We start from the raw sequence: 18,382 nt of genomic DNA, 5'->3' as shown, positions 1-18,382 counted from the left end.
TTTAAGAAAAACGTTATCGAATGGCAGTCATTTCTAACAATTGTTTCAAATGGACAAATAATCCCTCATTTTCCTCTTTCTTCCCAATCGTTATACGAATGCATGTAGGATAACCTAACGCCTCACCAGAACGTACAATAAATCCTTTTTTTAATAAGTAATCAAAAACTTGATCACCTGATTGTTGAAAGTCTATTAAAATAAAGTTTGTTTGAGATGGGTAATAATAAAGATTATGCTCTTGGCAAAACTGTTCAAACTGCCGCATTCCCTCTGTATTCTTTTTCACGCACTCATCAATAAATGCTTCATCATCTAAAGCTGCTGCTGCAGCCACGTGGCCAAATGAATTGTTGTTAAATGGTGGTCGTACAGGGTCTATGCTAGAAACAAATTGAGCATTTCCTACTCCATAGCCGACACGTAAAGCAGCTAGCCCATAGGCTTTTGAAAATGTACGTAATACCATTAAATTTGGGTATTGATCAATAAGTGAAATGGTATTAGGATAGTCATTTGCTGTCACATACTCGTAATATGCTTCATCTGAAACAACTAGTACATCAGAGGTACTGAAGCTAAAAATTGTTTGAATGCTTCTTCATTCACGTATGTACCTGAAGGATTATTAGGGTTACAGATCCAGACAATTCTTGTCTTATTATCAATCGCTTCAAGCATGGCATTTAAATCATGAACGCCATCGACCGAAGGAACCTCACGAACTTCAGCTCCTTCAATAATCGCATTTAACTTATACTGTGAAAATGTCGGATCGGCAGTAACTGTATTCGTATCAGGAGAAAGTAAGGCACGACACAAAAACTGAATCACTTCATCAGAACCATTACCAAATATTAACTGTCCTGGTTTTACCCCGAGCTTACTCGCTACTTTATGTCGTAACTCTGCTGCATAGCCATCAGGATAAATAGTCGTTTCGGAAGCTGCATTGCGAATTGCTTCTGTAGCTTTTTTTGAAGATCCATAAGGGTTTTCGTTTGAAGCTAATTTTACGACTTTAGATAAACCTAATTCTCTTTTCACTTCTTCAATAGGTTTTCCAGGCTTATATGGAGGTAAACCAACGATTTGTCGTTTAATATTCATAGTGTTTTCACTCCAATCTATCTTCTTATTTTAACACGTTGTTACGCTTTTGCCATTAATGAAACAAACTTTTCAATTTCATTTAATGCTTCCGTTCGTTTATCACTATTTAATAGTTGTTCTTTAAGCTCGCCAATTTTATTTACAAGTGCACTTCCGACTACAACTCCATCAGCATGCTCACGCATCACCTTTACTTGTTCAGGAGTTGAAATACCAAAGCCTACCGCTGTTGGGATTGAGCTTGCTTCTCGGACCGTCTTGAGAAATTCATAAACTTTCGGATCGAAATGAGCCCTAGCACCAGTGACCCCTAATGAAGAAACACAATAGAGGAATCCTTGAGACCTTTGTGCAATTTTCACCATCCGCTCCTTTGAAGTCGGAGCAACTAACAAAACAAGAGATAGATTAAATTGATCGCAAAGATCGGCAAATTCTTCACTTTCCTCATATGGTAAGTCAGGAACGATAAACCCATCGATGCCGTAATGAGCGGCTTCTTCAACTATTCTCTTTTCGCCATATTGAATGAGTGGATTGACATAAGTAAATATAATAACAGGAATGGTTAAACCACGTTCACGCATCTTTGGTACAAGCTTCAGTGCCTTTTCTAAACTCATTCCATGTTGCAATGCCCTTTTTGAAGCTGCTTGGATCGTCGGACCATCCGCTAGCGGATCAGAGTATGGAATGCCTAGCTCTATCATCGAAGCACCTGCTTTTTGCAATGTTAACGCAATATCAATAGTCGCTTCACTAGACGGGTCTCCTGCCGTTATAAATGGAATAAAAAGTGGCTTTTCACCACTTGTTGCGACTAGCATTCTCTCAGTTGCCATCTTGATCCCCCTTAAAATGCTTCATTAATGTGTGTACATCTTTATCTCCTCGACCTGATAAGCAAACGAGAATAGTATCTTCCGGGGTCAATTCTTTTGCACGTTCAAATGCTTTTGCTAATGCGTGGGCAGATTCTATAGCAGGAATAATACCCTCTGTTTCCGAAAGTAGTTTTAGAGCTTCAAGTGCTTGAATATCCGTTACTGCCTCATACTCTACACGACTAGTACTAGCTAAATAAGCATGCTCTGGTCCGATTCCCGGATAATCAAGACCTGCTGAAATAGAGTATGGTTCAATAATTTGTCCTGATTCATCCTGTAATAAATACGTCATTGAACCGTGGATAACCCCTTTTGTCCCTTTCGTAATCGTCGCGGCATGCTGATTCGTATCAACGCCTTTTCCAGCTGCCTCAACTCCCCGAAGTACAACATCATCTTCTAGAAAAGGATAGAACATACCGATGGCGTTACTTCCTCCTCCAACACAGGCAATGATCTCAGTAGGAAGCTTTCCGATCCGTTCAATAAATTGCTTTCTTGACTCATCACCGATGATCCGCTGGAAATCGCGAACCATTTTTGGATAAGGATGTGGACCAACGACCGAGCCAATTAAATAAAACGTATCCTCCGCGTTAGAAACCCAATATCGGATCGCTTCATTAGTTGCATCTTTTAGCGTTTGGCTTCCAGATGTTGCTGGAACAACCTCCGCACCTAGTAGCTCCATTCGAAAGACATTTAACGCCTGCCTCTCCATATCCTCAGCACCCATAAATACTTTACACTCTAATCCGAATTTTGCAGCAATTGTTGCTGAAGCTACACCATGTTGTCCAGCACCAGTTTCAGCAACAATTTTCTTTTTCCCCATTCGTTTTGCAAGTAACGCCTGCCCCATTGCATTGTTCAATTTATGGGCACCAGTGTGCAATAAATCTTCTCTTTTTAAATAGATTTTCGCTCCACCTAATTCATTTGAAATATTTTCAGCATATGATAATGCTGTCGGTCGACCAGCATACTCCTTTAAATACTCCATATATTCAGCATGAAACGCTTCATCTTTTAGAGCTTTATCTAATTCAGTTTCTAATTCCTCTAGAGCATTCATTAACGTTTCCGGGACATATTTCCCTCCAAAGTTACCGAAGCGCCCCCGATTATCTGGTATCATTTCTTTTCATCCTTTCCTCTAACTGGCGAACAAGTTCAAGTGATTTCTTTCCTTCGTGTTCAATACCACTAGATAAATCTACTCCATCAGGCTTGTAAGGTAATAATTTATGAATATTACTAGGGTTTACTCCACCAGCAATCCACACTTTTACACCTTGTCTATGTCCCTCTTCTACATATTGCGGGACGTAATTCCAGTCAAACGAGAGCCCTGTACCACCCCATTGTCTGTCAACCTTACAATCAACAACATAACCATCAACAATGCCTCTATACGATTGCATCGTTTCAAGAGCATGATCATTATGATGGATAACTTTCCATAATGATTGTTTGACTTGTTTTCTCAAATCATTCATATATTTCGGCGTCTCATTTCCATGACATTGAATCACATCAACATGAGCACTCTCTAATACGTATTGAATGTTTTCAATTGATTCATTTACAAATAGAGCAACGATTTTTTTATGATTCTTTTCGTTTGGTAACCAACGTTTCAATTGTTCTCGGCATACTTGACGTTTACTTTTGGCAAAAACAAAGCCAATATATTCGGCACTACTCGCCAATGCAACCTTAACATCATGCTCTGAATGATTTCCACAAAGCTTAAGTAGCGGACGATGATGCACGGTATTCCCCTCCAAACAAAGTTTTAATTCCTTCTTCTGGAGAGCTTGCTCTCATTAACGATTCACCAACTAATACACCCGCTGCCCCCGCTGCCTTCACTCGTTTAATATCATCTTCTAAATGGATACCACTTTCACTTATAAATAAGCTACCAGTTGGAATGAGTGGGGCCATCTCTTCTGTTTGTGATAAGGATGTTTCAAATGTTTTTAAGTTGCGATTATTTACACCAATAATTTTCGGAGTAAAACAGTTTAATAACTCTACTAACTCGTTCTTAGCGTGAACCTCAACAAGACATTCTAGGCCTGAATCATATGCATAATCATATAATTCTTTCAAAGTCTGAATTGGAACCGTTCCGACAATTAGAAGCATCGCATCTGCACCAATCAGAACCGTTTCATCTACTTGCTTTTTATCAATAATAAAATCCTTTCTCATTACAGGAATTGAGGTTACGTCTTTTACCGCCGATAGGTAATCGCGATGTCCTTGAAAGTATTCTACATCTGTTAAAACAGAAATCGCATCTGCACCGCCTGCCATGTAACCTTTAGCAATAGCTTGTGGATGGAAATCAGGACAGATTAACCCTTTTGAAGGCGAGGCCTTTTTGACTTCTGCGATCAAACCGATTGAGTGTGTTGAATGTTTAAGTGATTCAAAAAGTGAATAATGCTGAACTTCCTTTTTATTAGGTAATTGTAACTCAGCTACTTCTTTTTGCTTAGTTTGCAGAATACGATCAAGCATCGATCATCGCTCCCTTCTTTAACGAATGATAATGTTCAAATAATTCTCCTGACTTTAAAGCAGATTGTACATACTCAACTCCCGCCTTAATTGAGTCAACATGATTATAGACATAGAGTGCTGCACCCGCATTTAACGCTACAATCCCAGTCGCTGATTCGTTCGCCCTACCCTTTAAAATGGAGATGATTAACTTTGCACTTTCTGCTGGTGAATCAACTTGAATATCGCGTAAATTACCACGCTTTAAGCCGACATCTTCTGGAGAAATTGTATAGCTTCTTTTTTTATTTCCTTCAACCTCTATAATATCAGATTCCATTGTGATCGATAATTCATCAAGGCCCTCTCGACCTGTTACAAACAGTGCCTTTTCCGTACCGATAACCATAAGAGCATCGGCCATTTTTTGTGCGAAATCAAAATCATATACACCAATTAATTGGCGTTTTGCTTGAGCTGGATTTGTCATAGGTCCTAACAAATTAAAGATCGTCCGAAATCCAATTTCTTTTCGCGGAACAACTGCATGCTTCATTGACTGATGGTAAAGTGGTGCAAACAAAAAGCAAAGACGATGTTCGTTTAAAAACTTTGTGGCATCATCAACAGAATGTTGAATCGGTATTGCTAATTTTTCTAATACATCCGCACTTCCACTCTTTGAAGAAACAGCACGATTACCATGCTTTGCGACTGGAACGCCTAATCCAGATAATACAATTGCAGTTGCTGTAGAAATATTGAACGTACCAAGGCTATCGCCTCCCGTTCCGCAAGTGTCAATCACATTCAACCCGTCCGTTTTAATCCTCACTGAATGGGCACGCATCGCTTTGACAAAACCAATCATTTCATCAACGGTCTCACCGCGAAAACGTAATATCGTTAATAGGCTTGCTATTTGACTAGGAGTAGCGTTCCCTATCATAATTTCATTCATCGCCTGCTCAGCTTGAACACTCGTTAACGTTTCATTGTTCATACAAATTTGTAAAATATCTTTAAGCATCGTTATTTTCCCCCTTACCACCAAACATTTTCTCAGCTAATTGGACTGCACGTATTAACGCCTTCGCTTTGTTTTGTGTTTCTTCGTACTCTTTTTCAGGTACCGAATCAGCTACTACTCCAGCTCCAGCTTGGATATAAGCAATTTGATCTTTAATGACCATTGTCCGTATCGCAATACAAGAATCTATATTTCCGTCAAATCCCAAATATCCTATCGCACCTGCATAGATTCCACGATTAGTTGGTTCTAGATCTTGCAAAATTTCCATTGCACGAATCTTTGGTGCTCCTGAAACAGTTCCTGCTGGAAACGAAGCTAATAATGCCTCTAAAGGTTCTTTTCCTTGACGTAAACGTCCAGTTACCTTCGAGATTATGTGCATAACATGAGAAAATTTTCCGATTTCAAGTAATGTAGGGGTTTCAACAGACCCATACTCGGCAATTCGACCGACATCATTTCGGGCTAAATCGACTAGCATATAATGCTCTGCTCGCTCTTTTTCATCTGCCAATAAATCTAACGCTAATTCGGCATCCTCCTCATCATTCTTACCTCTTTTACGTGTCCCGGCAATTGGATGAATTTCGACATGGCCTTCCTGAACTTGTACCAATCGTTCTGGAGAGCTCCCTACGACTTCCATCTCGTTAAATTTTAAGTAAAATAAATACGGAGAAGGATTAATCATTCGCAAGACCCGGTAAATATTGATTGCCGATGATGTTACATTCATTTCAAATCGTTGAGAAAGAACTGTTTGAAAAACATCACCAGACCGAATATATTCTTTTATCTTTTCAACATCTTTAATAAAATCTTCTCGGGCATAATTAGATTTTACACCATCAAATGATACCTCCCCTTCTGTTTCAGGAAGGCGCTTTAATACTAATGGTGCCTGAGGTTGCTCAAGTAACTTAGACACGCGGTTGATTTCAGCTTTCGCACGACTATAAGCTGTTTCATCACCATATTCTTCAGGTCTAGCATGGACTAATATTGTTAATTCCTTTTTGATATGGTCATATGCAATGAGCGTTTCACAAATTAAGAATTGATAATGGGCAATTCGCTCTTTAACCTCACGATTTAATGAAGGTTCAATTGTACCTATTGCGTCATAACTCATATAGCCAACTGCTCCACCCCGAAATGGGATTTCCACATCAATCGGTTGTACGTTCATATAAGTCATCATGTAGTCAAAAGCTGCTTGAAAACTGTCTAACTTTGACAAGACTTCTGCACTCTCTTTATGAACGAAAGAATAGACTCCTTTTTCTTCAACCAATTCGTAAATTGGATTAATTCCAATAAATGAATAACGTGACCATGGTGAATGTTCATCTTTACTTTCTAATAAAAATGAAACTTGGTCACCTAATTGGTGAACAATTTGCACAGGTGTTAGACCATCAGCAAAAAGCTTTTCCACAACTGGAATGGTCTTATAGTCACGAGAAAACTGACAAAATTCATAATACGTTGGGGTAATCATAACCTTCACTCCTTTTTTGGAATGAATGAAATGAGTGGGAGGGGGAAAAAGATAAACAGAATAAACCTCCTAAGACCACTGGTATAGGAGGCGAACTTATTTTAAAACTCAACTACACTCAGCTCTCCTCAACTCAATCTCATTCTCATTCTTCTACTAAACTAATCTTTACTCAACTTAGATTGGAATAATCTAAATATCTCGACTCGCCTTAAGTCTACTCTGAACTTACTTATTCGTCAAGGTCAGGTCTAAGTTTAACGGCTTCCCTTAAATAAATATGCTTAATGTCAGCTTGATTCTTTTCTGTATTAACAGTCATTAATACGCGCACACAAAGTGGCAAGCTTCCGGGGACTGGAATTTCACGTGCACAGACAACTGGTACATATGACCAACCATCTATTTCCCGCAACACCTTTGCAGGAAAAGCCTGGTCCAAATCTTCTGTCACCGTAAATAAGACATGTGCAACCGACTCTGGTTCAATTTGATTTTCCTGTATTATTTTTTTGACAAGCTTTAATGTTTCGTTTGAAATATCCTCTACCGTATTATCTTGAACCGTTGTTGCCCCTCTAATTCCTCTAACCATGTGAAACCTCCATCCGTTCTTCAAGAAGTTTGCAAATTTTCTCAGGTGGAATATTCACAATTATTGCTTCTCCCAACTTTTTCAGTAACACCATTCGAATCGTACCAGCTTCAACTTTTTTATCCTGACTCATCGTTTTCAGAAGACGATCTCTACTCAATGAGTTAGGAATTTTCGTTCGATAGCCTAGTTGCTTAAACCATTCTTCATATTGAGCGATAGGAAGAGATGTACCTAACATTTCTTCTGATAGTCGTAATGCGAAAAGCATACCAATCGCTACTGCCTCACCATGAGTCATCGCACCATAACCAAGCTCTGCCTCAATTGCATGCCCTAATGTATGGCCGAAATTTAAATGAGCCGGATCCCAATTTCTTTTTCGTCTTCACTTACTACGTCTGCCTTAACTGCTATTGATTTAGCGAGCATTTCATTTATTTGTTGTGTCGGTATTGAATCAAATGAGTGCCAATGGTTTCTTAACGTCTCTAGAAAATTGTTATCGCGGATAAATCCGTGTTTTATCACTTCAGCAAAGCCTGATCTCCACTCATCTAAAGGTAATGATGTCAAGCATTGTGTATCATATAGAACTGCTTCGGGTTGATGAAAGCAGCCAACCATATTTTTACCAAGATTATGATTAATCGCTACTTTCCCCCCGACACTGCTATCATGAGCTAGTAGTGTTGTAGGCACTTGTACAAAACGTATTCCCCGCATGTAGGTTGCTGCAACAAAACCTGCTAAATCTCCAACGACACCTCCACCAAGAGCCACCACGACTGATTTACGATCAAGTCGGGACTCTAAAGCTTTTGTTAACACTTGCTCATAAACAGTAAATGATTTAGATCCCTCTCCACTTTTTATAACATAATCAAAAACAGTGGTAGATTGGTCAAAGCTTTCTTTCACGTCTTCTAGATACAGTGGTGCAACATTCGAATCAGTTACAATTAAAACGGAAGATATCGATGGTATCATTTCCTTAACTAATGACCCGACCTGATGTCTTAATCCTTCATCAATTATCACAGTATATCGTTTGGATTCCGTCTCAACATGAACAGTCTGCATTAAAACTTCCTCGCTTCATCATTGTGTCGCTTCACATTATCTTTAATCGTCGACATTTTGTCATGTCCAAATGTTTCCAGCAGTGCGTTAGCCACTTCCCAAGCAACAACAGCTTCTGCAACAACTGATGCAGCAGGAACCGCACAACTATCAGAACGTTCGATACTCGCAGCAAAAGTCTCCTTCGTATCAATATCTACACTTTGTAATGGCTTATAAAGTGTTGGGATAGGTTTCATAACACCTCGCACGACTATCGGCATTCCATTTGTCATACCGCCTTCAAAGCCACCAAGACGATTTGTTCTACGTGAATACCCATTCTCTTCATCCCAAATAATTTCATCGTGAACCTTGCTTCCTGGAAGACGAGCTGCTTCAAAACCAATACCAATTTCAACACCTTTGAAGGCGTTAATACTCATTATAGCAGCCGCAATTTTTGCATCTAACTTGCGATCGTATTGGACGTGGCTTCCTAAACCGATCGGAACATTATCAATCACAACTTCTACAATTCCACCGATTGAATCACCGTCTTTTTTCGCTTGATCAATTGCTTCAATCATTTTCGTACTAGCTTCTTCATCAAGACAACGAACTTGAGACGCCTCTGAGCGTTCCCTAAGGTCTGCTATCGATTCATAATCTGTTTTTTCAGCCTTCACTCCTCCTATTTCAAGGACATGACCACCTACTTGAATATTAAAATCAGATAATAATTTCTTAGCTACAGCACCAGCTGCTACTCGCACTGTCGTTTCACGAGCAGACGATCGTTCAAGTACGTTTCGCATATCACGATGACCGTATTTGATAGCTCCATTTAAATCTGCGTGTCCAGGGCGTGGCCTTGTCAGCTTCCTTTTCACTTCTTTTTCTGCATCTTCTCCGATTGGCTCTGCACCCATTATTTTCGTCCAATGAGTCCAATCTTTATTTTCTACTACTAAAGCTACTGGTGCTCCTGTTGTTTTCCCATGACGTACTCCACTCAATATTTGTACTTGATCTTTTTCAATTTGCATTCGTCTCCCACGACCGTAACCGCCTTGTCTCCGTGCTAACTCCCCATTAATATCTTCAGCAACTAACTCTAACTGTGCTGGAATCCCTTCAATAATTGTCGTTAATTGTGGTCCGTGTGATTCCCCCGCTGTTAAATATCTCATTTTCCTGCCTCCATTATCGTTTCCATTCTCTTTATCGCTTTTATGCGTTAAATTATAACATGATTGAGCATGTCTGTCTCGTACATTTTGAAAATAAATCATTGCAATAGTATATTTTAAACAGGAGATTATCAGTTAAGCAGTTACATTTTTTATAAAAGAATGTATCCTCTGTTTCAAATTGATACGTCGTTGGGTTAAAAATCTGTTCCGTGCTACCAACGAATAGAACACCACCTGAACGCAATGCACGACTAAATTTATGGTAAAGTTCATTTTTCGCTTCATCTGTAAAATAGATCATAACGTTTCGACATACAATTAAATCATAATTTTGCTGAAATGAATCAGCTAATAAATTTTGTTGCTTAAACGTTACTGTATTTTTGATTTCATCTTTCACTTTATAACCCATTGGATCCTTATTGAAATATTTTTTAAATAAAAGTTAGGAACTTCTTTTATTGAACGCTCTGGATACAGTGCTAACGCTGCCCTTTTTAGTACTTCCTTATCAAGGTCTGTTGCCAATACTGAGACCTTTGATAAAGGCATAAATTGAGATAAGATCATTGAAAGTGTATACGGCTCTTCACCAGTTGAACAAGCTGCACTCCATACCTTCAAGTTATTATTTTCACGATATAATCGAGGTAATATCTTTTTCTCTAACACATCCCAACGACTAGCATTGCGGAAAAATTCTGACACATTTATAGTCATTCTTTCTAAAAATTCATTAAAAAGATGCTCATCCTGAGTCATTGCATCATAATATGTATGAAACGATGTAAAACCTCTCTTTTCATATAATGATGTTAATCGCCGTTTCATTTGTGCTTCTTTATATAAAGCAAGGTCAATAGCCGTTTTGCGTTTCACTTTCTCTATAAACGTTTCATAATCATTACTCATTTTGTCTCTCCAGTCTCCGGTCACCTATATATATCTTATGTCCACTTAGAAATAGACTTCTTATAATCAATTAATTCTGAATCTTTAAAGAAAATGGAAATCTCCCTTTTAGCACTTTCGACTGAATCTGATCCATGTATAATATTATTCGGAATTTGTACTGCTAAATCTCCCCGAATTGTGCCTGGTAACGCCTCAGCTGGATTCGTTTTACCAATCATTAAACGAGCTGTTTCAATTACATTTGGACCTTCAAAAACCATAGCAAACACTGGTCCTGAAGTAATGAAATCAACAAGCCTTTCAAAAAACGGTTTCCCTTTATGTTCAGCATAATGTTCTTCTGCCATTTCATTAGTAATCATTAACAATTTAGCAGCTACAAGAGTAAACCCCTTTTTCTCAAATCGTGTCATAATTTCCCCTATAACACTTCGTTCAACGCCATCAGGTTTAACCATAATATATGTACGCTCCATAATCTTCTCCTTTATAATAGATTCACTCCCAAGTATAGCAAATGAGACTAGAGTCGACAATATGAGAAAGAACAGAGTACTTCTTAGATCTTTAAGTGTTAGTAGTCACCCGGAATGTTTAAAAGATTAATATAAAAAGAAGAAAGTTGGCAAACTTGCCAACCCTCCCCTAAAATTTTCTTTTACCAATATAAGAAGCAATTTCATACAAATATTTCTTTTCTATAATATCTGGTAATGTCTCCAACGTTTCAAATGCCTTATGTAAATATTGATCACTAATCTTAATGGAATATTGAATTGCATTTGTGTTTTTAATCATCGCTATAATATCTGAAATGCACTCAGCATTTTTTTCAATATCTTGAAAGAACGATTGGATTTGCTTACGAATATCATCATGGTTATACATCGCATATAAAGCTGGGAGTGTCACATTCCCTTGCAATAGATCACCACCAGCAGGTTTCCCAAGCTGTTTTTCCGTCCCGACAAAATCTAAAACATCATCTGTAATTTGAAAAGACATACCAACATAATAACCGAATCGATAAAGCTGATTTTGGATATAGGAACTTGCATTTGCCGCTAATGCCCCTAACTGACAACTAACAGCAATTAAAAGAGCTGTCTTACGCTTAATTCTCCTTAAATAGATTCGAAAATTTTGCTCTAAATTGTATTGATCTCGAATTTGTTCGATCTCACCGAGGCACATTTCCATCATAGCGTTTGATAGAATTTGATGAATTTTAGGATTATCAAAATGAGTAGAGGTCTCCAATGCTTTGCCGAAAATAAAATCACCTGTATACATGGCAACCCGGTTATCCCATTGCGATTTGATCGTTTTCTTACCTCGCCTCAAATCTGCATCATCGATCACATCATCATGTACTAACGAGCCCATATGAATCAATTCTAAAGGTGCAGCGATATGTTTTAAGGAGTTTATATCATATGAACCAAAACGTGCTGCAAGTAATACAAAAACTGGACGTATACGTTTTCCACCGGCCTTTAACAATTGTAGCGATGCATTTGTTAAAACGTCATGTTGTGCTTGTACATTTGCTTCTAATTCTTTTTCAATCATTTCTATATCTGACTGGAATTGCATATAGATTTCTGCTAGCTTCATGTCGTCCACCTTATTATTCAAACGAATTCATTACACTTCCTTTAATTAGAACATTGTTTCACATATCATGCAAGTATTAATATTGCATAACTGGATTCCATACATGTAAATGATCAATTGGTTTATGCAAATAGCCTAGTTTAAACAGTAGCTCAAAATAATAGAGCAAGCCTTTTTGTTCTTGCTTACCAAAATCATTACAAAGCTGTTCAAAATAACTTTCCCAAAAATCCTTTATCCCACCATGTGTAAGTAAAATATCCTTTATCATTGGTTGGTAGTGGTGCAGTTCACTCCTCTTTTTACTTTCCACGAGAGCCTCATAGATTTTTAATACTTTGCTAGGTTGTTGTTTAATACACTCGTTCCTTACCGCGAAAACAGCAAATGTCATTGGTAAACCTGTTTCTTTATACCAGATCTCCCCTAAATCATATACGTACAATCCGTTCTGCTTTTGCCGATTGGCGATAATGGCGTCGTCACCAATTAACAAACATGCATCGAATTCATTTAGCATTCGCTCAAAATGGGGCTCTACAATTTCATAGGAAACGTCCTTTTGATAAAAATATTCTATTATAATTTTCAACAAATGAATAGAAGTCTCCGAGCTTGAAGTAAGTGCAACTCTTTTTCCGTCAAGCTGATCAATTCTATACTTGGAAAACATAAAAATCGATTGAACTTTACCATATGTTGTAACTGATAAATTAGGCAATAACGTAAATGCATGATCGTTCTTTGCATAGGCAAATGATGAAATTCCCCCGATATCAACTAAACCTTTGGCCATAGCCTGATTTAGCTGCGAAGGTACTTGAGGGACAAAACGAACATCATCCTTCTTTAATTGATCCCGATTTAAATAATAGAAGAAAGGAAGTATGTTTGTGTATGAAATTTCTCCAATTGTTAGGCTCATGACTTCTCCCCCCATCGAGTAAACAAAGAATGATCTACCCCTAAATTGTCGAGGACTTTCCCAACGACAAAATCAATTAAATCATTAATATCGGTAGGCTGTTGATAGAAACCTGGCATTGCAGGTAAAATTGTTACACCCATTTTTGAAAGCTTCAACATGTTTTCTAAATGAATTTCATTTAAAGGTGTTTCTCGTGGTACGATAATTAGTTTTCGTTTCTCTTTTAACATAACATCTGCGGCCCGTTCTAACAAATTATTAGAGGAGGCACTTGCGATACTTGAAAGAGTCCCCATTGAACAGGGAATGATCACCATGCCATCATGCTGGTAGGAACCACTTGCAATCGCCGCACTGTAATCATTCAAGGAATGAATTTGTAACCTCTCGCTATTTTCTGAAAAAAGTTGATTCAACAGTTTTTCTCGATTACTTGTATCTAAATTCAACTCTAATTGAAAAACTTGCCATGCAGCTTCTGTTAACACAAGATGTACTTTACATGATATAGATAATAGCTTTTGAACAAGTCTAATACCGTACTGGGCACCACTTGCCCCTGTTATCCCAACCGTATACGTCCCCTTCACTTTTAAAGATTGGTCCATATGAGTACATCCCCAATCGTAAAAAGAAATAACACAACACTCAATATCCCATTCATAGGAAAGAAGGCGATTTGTACCTTCGATAAATCATGCTCTGACACGAGAGAGTGTTCATATACAAGTATCCCGCCAGCAATTATCACCCCAACAAAATAAAGCCATCCTAACGGCGTTACAAAAAATAAACTTAAAAAGGAGAGAAAGCTAATTAAATGAAAACCTCTAGCAATGACCAATGCCCGTTTTATCCCAAAACGACTTGGTATAGAAAACAAACCATGCTCTTTATCATAACTCGCATCTTGTGTTGCATAAATAACATCAAATCCGGCAATCCAAAATGCAACAGCAGAAAATAATAAAAAAGCTTCAGCTGGTAATGTAGCTGTTGCTCCGACCCAACCACCTAATGGTGCTATACCAATTGTAATTCCTAATATGAGATGACAAGTCCAAGTAAATCTTTTTGTATATGAGTAAATAACAAGAAAAAAGACCGCAATCGGCAACAGATACACAGCAAGCATATTTAATTGGTACGCTGCAAAAAACAGAACAACAAATGATATAACAATAAATAACCACACTTCCATTTTTGAAACTAATCCAGCTGGAATCGCTCGTTTGGCTGTTCTTGGATTGTGCTTATCAATTTGGGCATCTATGACTCGGTTTAAAGACATAGCAGCACTTCTTGCCCCTACCATGGCAAGAGTAATCCATATCCATTCCGAAAGAGAAGGGAACTCTCCCCGAATAATAAAACTACCAAGTATCGCTCCCAAAAAAGCAAAAGGTAAAGCAAAAACAGTATGTTCAAACTTGATCATTTCTAAGATGATTTTTAATTTTCTAACCAACACAATCGGCTCCTATCTCTTATCTTCCATCGGTTTTATCCCCATATGCATCGCTACAACCCCACCAGAATAAGGTTTTACTGTCACATTTTCTAAACCGGTTTTCTCAAACATTTTTGCCAGTGTATCGCGGTCAGGAAATGACATGGTCGATTCTTGGAGCCAGGAATACTCCTGATAACTTTTGGCAAATAGTTTTCCGAAAAGCGGCATAACCCTCTTAAAATAAAAGAAGTATAATTGTTTAAAAACTGGAATTGTCGGTTGTGATGTTTCTAAACAAACGACTTTTCCACCTGGTTTTGTAACGCGATACATTTCGTTTAAAACTCTCATATAATCAGGCACATTACGTAGGCCAAATCCAATTGTTACAAAATCAAATGAATTTGATTCATAAGGCAAATCCATCGCGTTACCAAGCACTAGATGAGCATGATTCAGTTGTAAGTCATTAAGTTTTTCTTTTCCGATTTTTAACATGTTTTCACTAAAATCCAACCCAATGACTTGTCCATTACTCCCAATGGCTTCGGCTAATGCGATCGTCCAGTCAGCAGTCCCGCAACAAAGGTCTAAAGCGTGATTTCCTTTTTTAACATTCATTCTTTTCATTGTATCTTTCCGCCATGCCTTATGACGTTGAAAGCTAATAACTGAGTTCATAACATCATACTTTTTATAAATTGATTGGAACACTTGATGGACACGTTCCTCTTTCGTTTGAGACATTTCATTCACCCTCTGCGATATTCTCTATGGAATCATAGTAACTAAGATTATCAATATGCCATATAACAAACGGCTTCATTGACGTCCATGATTCTGTAAATTGTAAAATCCGGTCTTTTAATTCTTCAATTTTTTGATCGAGGATAAACTCGAGGCGATTACGTGTATATTCCTTTTGCATCGTTTTCATAAAAACCGTTTCATTTCCCGACAGCCAGGTTTCTTTTTCAGTAATAAGCTTTTTTAAATAAAAGAATTCTTTTATTAAAATCTGCCATTTTTTTTCATCAAAGTGTGAAGCGATTTGTTGCATTAAGCCTGTTTCAACAATGTTAACGATGCCTTCAAACTCTTTCAATGTTAGTCGCTCTTGTTCATAATGTTTCATTTTCACTTCATTAATTTGTTGAATCGTATAACTAATTTTTGAATGAGGGGAACATTGCCACTTTTAGCAAGCAAATGATAATAAAGTGCCACATAATAATCACCTGCTAAAACGGTTAATTGTCTTCTTTTTCTTAAGTGATCAGTATGTACATCTTGTAGTGTCACTTTATCATGTAAATCAAGCCCAGCTTGAACTAACAAAGTTGACAAAATAAATACATCTAAATCGTGCTTGGCAATCCTATTATGTAACATCGCATATAAAAAACGAATTTTATCATTATCTACTTCAACCTTTGAAACATACGATTGTAAATAATGATGTTTTATTGCTTGGTTAAACTGCTCTTTAATTGCCTCGATATTCTCTTCAAATAAACATAAACTTCCCATTGTATGTCCCCCAAAAATCCTTATCTGATAATTATTCTTTCGTATCAATCTTCCCATAACTTGTTTGAATAATAGCATGCCCGCGAATTTTTACTGCTGAAGTATGTTCAGTGAATTGGGCAATCATCACTTCACCCTTGTCAAGCTTTTCTGAATGATGGAACCGTGTATCTGATCCTCTAGTTAATCCTATTACGTTAACACCATTTTCCATAGCTTTAATCACAAAATATTCATTTTGATTACTCATTCTAAAACTCTCCTATCCGATCATTTTCTCGGCTAATCCTCATACACATATAGTATCATACATTCTAATTTTACGCTGTCACAAGAGCATATGTAAAAATCTTAGCATATTCCTAAATAAAAAAGCAAAAGAAAGTAGCACCTTCAATCATTGATCACAATATCAGTTCAATTGAAGTGCTACTTTTTACATTATTCAACTATTTATTTCACTTTTTACAGGATAATGGCGATTAATCCTCCTGAGCCTTCATTAATGATTCTCTCAAGCGTTTCTTTTAATTTGTAGCGTGCATTTTCTGGCATAAGGGAAAGCTTTGCTGAAATGCCTTCTCGAACGATTGAATTTAATGATCGACCGAAGATATCCGAATTCCAAATCGAGAGCGGATTCTCTTCAAAATCTTGCATTAAATAACGAACAAGCTCTTCACTTTGCTTTTCAGTCCGATAATTGGTGCAAACTCTGATTCAACATCGACTTTAATCATATGAATAGAAGGAGCTACTGCTTTAAGCCTTACACCAAAACGAGAGCCTTGCCTGATAATTTCAGGTTCGTCTAAACTCATGTCAGACAATGCAGGTGCAGCGATTCCATAGCCTGTTTGCTTAACCATACGCAAGGCATCGGCGACTTGATCATATTCTTCCTTTGCATGAGCAAATTCTTGCATTAGTTGTAAGAGGTGATCCTTTCCACGGATTTCTACACCAACAACTTCTTTTAATACTTGATCATACAAATCATCAGGTGCATATAAATCAATTTCTGCTACCCCTTGCCCCATTTCAATTCCAGCTAATCGTGCCTGCTCAATAAACTCATATTCTGTAAAATGTCCAACAACACGATCAACATCTCGTAATCGTTTTATATCTTGTACTGTTTCTCTTACTGATTCTTCGTAACTTTGACGAAGCCAGTGCTCCTCCCGAAGAACCATAACCCAACTAGGTAAATTCACGTTTACTTCATGAACAGGAAATTCATAAAGTACTTCTCTTAGAACATTATTAATGTCGTGGTCAGTCATCCCTTCAATGCTCATTGTAAGGACAGGAATATCATATTCTTCACTTAAACTTTTTCTTAATTGTTCTGTTTCTGGGTGTTGAGGACGAACACTATTTATAACCATGATAAACGGCTTACCAACTTCTTTTAACTCTTCGACTACTCGTTGTTCTGATTCTTTATAGTCATGTCGTGGGATTTCACCGATTGTTCCATCCGTGGTTACAATAATACCAAGTGTTGAATGTTCTTGAATGACCTTTCTCGTTCCAATTTCAGCTGCTTCTTGGAACGGAATCGGCTCTTCGTACCAAGGAGTGTTGATCATTCTTGGGCCATGCTCATCTTCATAACCTTTTGCACCTGGTACAGCATAGCCAACACAATCAACTAAACGTATATTGACATCTAATCCATCATCAACATGTACCGAAACCGCTTGATTGGGTACAAACTTAGGTTCTGTTGTCATGATGGTTTTTCCGGCTGCACTTTGTGGTAATTCATCTTGTGCTCTTGCTTTTTCTGCTTCATTTTCAATATTCGGGAGTACGACTAGCTCCATAAATTTTTTAATGAATGTCGATTTCCCTGTTCGAACTGCACCTACAACCCTAGATAAATATCACCGCCTGTTCGTTCGGCAATATCCTTGAAAATATCAACCTTTTCCACATGATCCCCTCCCGATCAGTAAAGATTTGAGATTCATCTACCTACTTCTTAAAACAAACCTTGGACATTACCATTACTATGATGGTGTACAAGGTT

Annotated in this window: 15 protein-coding genes and 5 pseudogenes; all 20 read right to left on the bottom strand. The window is 37.7% G+C overall.

Annotated elements, in window-relative coordinates; all coding sequences use genetic code 11:
- Positions 1–13: 13 nt before the first annotated feature.
- The 20 genes and pseudogenes from hisC to spoIVA all read right to left on the bottom strand — a co-directional run bounded on the left by hisC (position 14) and on the right by spoIVA (position 18,286).
- Positions 14–1,110, bottom strand: a pseudogene (gene hisC, locus JCM19034_RS01845) (histidinol-phosphate transaminase).
- 41 nt (positions 1,111–1,151) lie between these two features.
- Positions 1,152–1,955, bottom strand: coding sequence for a tryptophan synthase subunit alpha (trpA, locus tag JCM19034_RS01840; RefSeq protein ID WP_062046811.1), 804 nt, complete (start codon positions 1,953–1,955; stop codon positions 1,152–1,154).
- Positions 1,945–3,138 carry a tryptophan synthase subunit beta gene (gene trpB / locus JCM19034_RS01835; RefSeq protein ID WP_062046809.1) on the bottom strand — a complete coding sequence of 398 codons (1,194 nt, stop codon included), beginning with the start codon at positions 3,136–3,138 and terminating at the stop codon, positions 1,945–1,947. Before trpB ends, trpA begins: the two co-directional genes overlap by 11 nt.
- Entirely contained in the window at positions 3,125–3,775 is a 651-nt protein-coding gene (locus JCM19034_RS01830) for a phosphoribosylanthranilate isomerase (protein ID WP_062046807.1), read from the bottom strand. Before JCM19034_RS01830 ends, trpB begins: the two co-directional genes overlap by 14 nt.
- Positions 3,753–4,532: an indole-3-glycerol phosphate synthase TrpC gene (gene trpC, locus JCM19034_RS01825; RefSeq protein WP_062046805.1), complete on the bottom strand. Its 780-nt coding sequence runs from the start codon at positions 4,530–4,532 to the stop codon at positions 3,753–3,755. The genes JCM19034_RS01830 and trpC overlap by 23 nt, the downstream gene beginning before the upstream one ends.
- Positions 4,525–5,544, bottom strand: a complete 1,020-nt coding sequence (gene trpD / locus JCM19034_RS01820; protein ID WP_062046803.1) for an anthranilate phosphoribosyltransferase — start codon at positions 5,542–5,544, stop codon at positions 4,525–4,527. The genes trpC and trpD overlap by 8 nt, the downstream gene beginning before the upstream one ends.
- Positions 5,537–7,048: an anthranilate synthase component I gene (gene trpE / locus JCM19034_RS01815; protein ID WP_197276324.1), complete on the bottom strand. Its 1,512-nt coding sequence runs from the start codon at positions 7,046–7,048 to the stop codon at positions 5,537–5,539. Before trpE ends, trpD begins: the two co-directional genes overlap by 8 nt.
- A 232-nt stretch (positions 7,049–7,280) precedes the next feature.
- Positions 7,281–7,643, bottom strand: a complete 363-nt coding sequence (gene aroH, locus JCM19034_RS01810) for a chorismate mutase (protein ID WP_062046801.1) — start codon at positions 7,641–7,643, stop codon at positions 7,281–7,283.
- A pseudogene (gene aroB, locus JCM19034_RS01805) lies at positions 7,636–8,726 on the bottom strand (3-dehydroquinate synthase). Before aroB ends, aroH begins: the two are co-directional and overlap by 8 nt.
- On the bottom strand, positions 8,726–9,898 hold the full coding sequence (gene aroC / locus JCM19034_RS01800) for a chorismate synthase (RefSeq protein ID WP_062046798.1): 1,173 nt from the start codon (positions 9,896–9,898) through the stop codon (positions 8,726–8,728). The pseudogene aroB and the gene aroC overlap by 1 nt, the downstream one beginning before the upstream one ends.
- A 148-nt stretch (positions 9,899–10,046) precedes the next feature.
- A pseudogene (locus JCM19034_RS01795) lies at positions 10,047–10,813 on the bottom strand (protein-glutamate O-methyltransferase CheR); the annotation flags it as partial.
- A 35-nt stretch (positions 10,814–10,848) separates the two neighbouring features.
- Complete coding sequence (ndk, locus tag JCM19034_RS01790) at positions 10,849–11,292, bottom strand: nucleoside-diphosphate kinase (protein ID WP_062046796.1); 444 nt, start codon at positions 11,290–11,292, stop codon at positions 10,849–10,851.
- A 169-nt stretch (positions 11,293–11,461) separates the two neighbouring features.
- Complete coding sequence (gene hepT, locus JCM19034_RS01785) at positions 11,462–12,433, bottom strand: heptaprenyl diphosphate synthase component II (protein WP_062046793.1); 972 nt, start codon at positions 12,431–12,433, stop codon at positions 11,462–11,464.
- Positions 12,434–12,509: 76 nt separating this feature from the next.
- The gene (locus tag JCM19034_RS01780) at positions 12,510–13,358 is read right to left on the bottom strand and encodes a menaquinone biosynthesis protein (protein WP_062046791.1); all 849 of its coding nucleotides are present in this window, start codon (positions 13,356–13,358) and stop codon (positions 12,510–12,512) included.
- Positions 13,355–13,969: a UbiX family flavin prenyltransferase gene (locus JCM19034_RS01775; RefSeq protein WP_062046789.1), complete on the bottom strand. Its 615-nt coding sequence runs from the start codon at positions 13,967–13,969 to the stop codon at positions 13,355–13,357. Before JCM19034_RS01775 ends, JCM19034_RS01780 begins: the two co-directional genes overlap by 4 nt.
- A complete protein-coding gene (locus tag JCM19034_RS01770; RefSeq protein WP_082393680.1) occupies positions 13,954–14,829 on the bottom strand; it encodes a UbiA-like polyprenyltransferase in 876 nt (291 codons plus the stop codon). The genes JCM19034_RS01775 and JCM19034_RS01770 overlap by 16 nt, the downstream gene beginning before the upstream one ends.
- A gap of 12 nt (positions 14,830–14,841) precedes the next feature.
- On the bottom strand, positions 14,842–15,561 hold the full coding sequence (locus tag JCM19034_RS01765) for a demethylmenaquinone methyltransferase (protein WP_062046787.1): 720 nt from the start codon (positions 15,559–15,561) through the stop codon (positions 14,842–14,844).
- Between the two features lies 1 nt (position 15,562).
- Positions 15,563–16,344, bottom strand: a pseudogene (locus tag JCM19034_RS22670) (heptaprenyl diphosphate synthase component 1).
- A gap of 31 nt (positions 16,345–16,375) precedes the next feature.
- Positions 16,376–16,594 carry a trp RNA-binding attenuation protein MtrB gene (gene mtrB / locus JCM19034_RS01750; protein ID WP_062046782.1) on the bottom strand — a complete coding sequence of 73 codons (219 nt, stop codon included), beginning with the start codon at positions 16,592–16,594 and terminating at the stop codon, positions 16,376–16,378.
- A gap of 215 nt (positions 16,595–16,809) precedes the next feature.
- Positions 16,810–18,286: pseudogene (gene spoIVA / locus JCM19034_RS21475) on the bottom strand (stage IV sporulation protein A).
- Between the last annotated feature and the right edge of the window lie 96 nt (positions 18,287–18,382).

This window comes from Bacillus sp. JCM 19034, from assembly GCF_001310635.1.
Lineage (GTDB): Bacteria > Bacillota > Bacilli > Bacillales > Bacillaceae_D > Halalkalibacter.
This window is presented reverse-complemented; position numbering and strand designations above follow the sequence as displayed.